This window comes from Flavobacterium sp. (assembly GCF_031411595.1).
In the GTDB taxonomy this organism is placed as follows: Bacteria; Bacteroidota; Bacteroidia; order Flavobacteriales; family Flavobacteriaceae; genus Flavobacterium.
In genome coordinates this window covers 1-3,744 of record NZ_JANOBI010000010.1, presented here as the reverse complement: position 1 = coordinate 3,744, position 3,744 = coordinate 1, and the positions used below count along the sequence as shown (strand labels likewise).

3 protein-coding genes and 1 pseudogene are annotated in these 3,744 nt (G+C 39.0%); 2 read left to right on the top strand and 2 right to left on the bottom strand.

The genetic code is table 11. From position 1 onward, the window contains the following. Positions 1-179 precede the first annotated feature (179 nt). Entirely contained in the window at positions 180-953 is a 774-nt protein-coding gene (locus RMO03_RS01595) for an NYN domain-containing protein (RefSeq protein ID WP_309640326.1), read from the bottom strand. A gap of 310 nt (positions 954-1,263) precedes the next feature. Here RMO03_RS01595 and RMO03_RS01590 point away from each other — a divergent pair, with 310 nt between their 5' ends. Beyond that, positions 1,264-2,523 (top strand): pyridoxal phosphate-dependent aminotransferase family protein, encoded by a 1,260-nt coding sequence (locus RMO03_RS01590; RefSeq protein WP_309640327.1) that lies wholly within the window; start codon positions 1,264-1,266, stop codon positions 2,521-2,523. A gap of 76 nt (positions 2,524-2,599) precedes the next feature. After that, a complete protein-coding gene (locus RMO03_RS01585) occupies positions 2,600-3,061 on the top strand; it encodes a hypothetical protein (RefSeq protein ID WP_309640325.1) in 462 nt (153 codons plus the stop codon). On the opposite strand, the pseudogene RMO03_RS01580 reads toward RMO03_RS01585, so the two are convergent. Further along, positions 3,062-3,744 (bottom strand): annotated as a pseudogene (locus RMO03_RS01580) (GTP cyclohydrolase); the annotation flags it as partial.

Below are 3,744 nucleotides of genomic sequence, written 5' to 3'. Positions count from 1 at the left end.
ACAGCTCTAATTTCGGAGTTTTAGCTACGGATCTTAACGGAGATGGTGTTATAGATAACTCGGATCTTGATAATTTGTTTCCAAACCTTGATAACTCGGTTTACGCACATTATCCATTTTAATGTTATAAAAGAATTGAATAAAAAAGCCTCTTCGGAAACGAAGAGGCTTTTTTTATTTTAACTAAATCTTAGTCTGACATACACATGTTTAATTCCTTTTTTGTCCGAATCTCTTTCATCAATTTCGAGAATATCGGTTAGTGATTTGAGCATCGGTGTGAGTTTGTTAAAACCATAATTTCGAGGGTCGAATTCCGGTTTTTTCTTGACAATTAAATTACCAACATCACCTAAAAATGCCCAACCATCATCATCGCCAATGGCTTCAATGGTAGCTTCAATGAGTTCGATGGTTTGAAGATCTATTTTATTGAGTTCAACAGGTTTGTCAATAGGTTTTTTAGTATCGATAACCGGATTTGGTTTTTCAGATTTTTTAGGTTTGGCGCCTTCTAACACTTCGATGTAGATGAATCGGTCGCAGGCTACGATAAACGAATTGGGTGTTTTCTTTTCGCCCATGCCAATGACTTTCATTCCGGATTCTCGCAAACGAATGGCGAGTCTTGTGAAATCGCTGTCGCTTGATACGATACAGAATCCGTCGACTTTTTGAGAATAGAGCAAGTCCATCGCGTCGATAATCATCGCAGAATCGGAGGAGTTTTTTCCAACGGTATAACTGTATTGTTGTATTGGTGTAATGGCGTGTTCGAGTAAAACACTTTTCCAACCGCCGGCGTTGGGTTTGGTCCAATCGGCATAAATGCGTTTGGTGGTGGGTGTGCCAAATTTGGCGATTTCTTCCATCATGCCTTTGACGTTGCTGTAGGGCACGTTGTCGGCATCGATGAGTACGGCTATTTTGAGTTCTTTGGTGGGTTGTGACATTTTTTTGAGTTGCTAAGGTTCTGAGTTGCTGAGTTGCTGAGGTCGCTTTTCAAAAGGTTTTAGCCTTAGTACCTTAGAACCTTAGTGCCTTAGAGCCTAAAGATTAGAATTCAAAGATACGGAGTTTATCATTACCAAGTTGCCCTAGCCCCGATAGGAGCGGAAATCCTTTTGTGCCGTTGTTCGGCGCAAAAGATTGGGAGTGGATAGCGGGAATAGCTATTAAAAATAATTCAGATTAAGGCCAAAATATCCCATGGAAATAATTATTTTTGCGCCATCAAAAAGACCGAAATTTAGACTGATTATCATGGTAAAAGATTTATTCGAGAGAATTCAAAACAACAAAGGTCCGTTGGGAAAATGGGCATCGCAAGCAGAAGGATATTATGTTTTTCCAAAACTCGATGGAGAATTGGGACCGAGAATGCAGTTTCACGGGAAGGATATTTTAAACTGGAGCCTCAATGATTATTTGGGTTTGGCGAATCATCCTGAAGTGCGACAAGCCGATACGGATGCTGCGATTGCTTATGGTGCGGCTTATCCGATGGGTGCTCGAATGATGTCTGGTCATACGACGAAACACGAGCAACTCGAAAACGAATTGGCAGCTTTTGTGATGAAAGAATCGGCTTATTTGTTGAATTTTGGTTATCAAGGCATCATGTCGACCATCGATGCATTGGTGACGAAAAACGATATTATTGTATATGATGTTGATGCGCATGCGTGTATCATTGATGGTGTTCGTTTGCATATGGGAAAACGTTTTACCTATAAGCACAACGACCTTGAAAGCATGGAGAAAAACCTGCAACGTGCCACGAAAATGGCATTGGAAACCGGTGGTGGCATTTTGTTTATTACCGAAGGTGTTTTTGGAATGCGCGGACAACAAGGAAAGCTTAAAGAGATTGTGGAGCTCAAGAAAAAATACAATTTCCGATTGCTTGTTGATGATGCGCACGGATTCGGAACTTTAGGAAAAACAGGTGCTGGAGCAGGTGAGGAGCAAGGTTGTCAAGATGGTATTGATGTGTATTTTTCTACGTTTGCCAAATCGATGGCGAGTATTGGGGCATTTATTGCTGCAGATAAAGACATCATTGATTATTTGAAATATAATTTGCGTTCTCAAATGTTTGCCAAAGCGTTGCCGATGATTCAAACCGTTGGTGCTTTGAAGCGTTTGGAATTGCTCAGAAATCATCCGGAACTTAAAGATAAATTGTGGGAAAACGTCAATGCATTGCAAAACGGATTAAGATCAAGAGGTTTTAATATTGGAGATACAAACACTTGTGTAACGCCGGTTTACCTCGAAGGAAGCATTCCCGAAGCGATGGTCATGGTCAATGATTTGCGTGAGAATTACGGCATTTTCTTGTCGATTGTTGTATATCCGGTGATTCCGAAAGGGATTATTTTATTGCGTATGATTCCAACATCATCGCATACTTTGGCCGATATCGACGAAACTTTGACAGCATTTGAAGCGATTCGCGAGAAATTGGTCAATGGTACTTATAAAGCGATTGCTGAGAAAACTACGGTAGACGTTAGTTAATTAGCATGGAATGATGAATAATAATAAAAACCGTTTCTTATAGAGGCGGTTTTTTTGAATCTTAATGCATACAATTATGAAAAAAAATATTGTTTTGGGTTTGTTTGGTGTATTGCTTTTGTTTGCTTGTAAAAAGGAAATGACGCTTGAAGATCTTAAAATTGAGAAACCTGTGAATCCGTTTTCTGAAGTTTGCTATATAGGCGTTCAGGGTAAAGACACGGTTAGGATGTCTTTAATCACTAAAGGTGACAAACTTCAATATGGAAAATTGTCGTATGATTATTTCGAAAAAGACCATAGCGAAGGCACTTTGGTAGGTGCTTTTCACGGCGACACACTTGTAGGAAAGTATAGTTTCCATTCAGAAGGTGTGATGTCGGTTCGCGAAGTCATCTTTTTGAAACAAGGCAAAAACTACATCGAAGGGTTTGGTCCGGTTACCGACGACAATCATGGGAATGTGGTTTTCCAAAATCTGAAAGCCATTCAGTTTAATGATGCTTTGCCTTTGTTGGAAGTGCCTTGCAGCAATTAATTACAAATTTTTACTGAAGGTTTTTCTTCTTCGCGTGACTTTCGAATCGAAGTTTTTCCACAAATTGTGAATCGCGTGATTCTCTTCCAATTCAGGTGTTCTGACGCATCTTTCGATTCCTTTTTCACTGAAAGTTTTGTAGTATTCATCGAAGATAATGGCCGTAACGCCTTTGCTTTGGTATTCGGGAGCGATGCCGATTAAATAAAACAAAACTTCCTTACTGTGTTTTCTGGCTTTCAGTAAATGATACCAACCGAACGGAAATAATTTGCCTTGTGCTTTTTGTAATGCAGTTGAAAATGAAGGCATGACAATACTAAATGCAATCAGATTATCGTCTTTATCAATGACAAACTTGATGTATTCAGGATTGATGAACGGAATATATTTCTTTTTGAAGTATTCTTTTTGAATGTCTGTTATCGCAACGAATGAAGTTAGATTGGCATAGCTGGCATTGAAGAGATCAAACATCTTATCTACATAAGGCATAATATCTTTCGTCTTTGAAAATCGAACCGCTGTAAGTTGGTATCTTTTTTTTACCAATTCCTGCGCTTTGACAAATGCTTCGGGATTAACATTGGCAAAAGAAAAACTACTTTCGATATATTCCTTTTCTTTTACATATCCCAATTGTTCTAGATGCTTCGCATAATAGGGATAATTATACCAAGTAA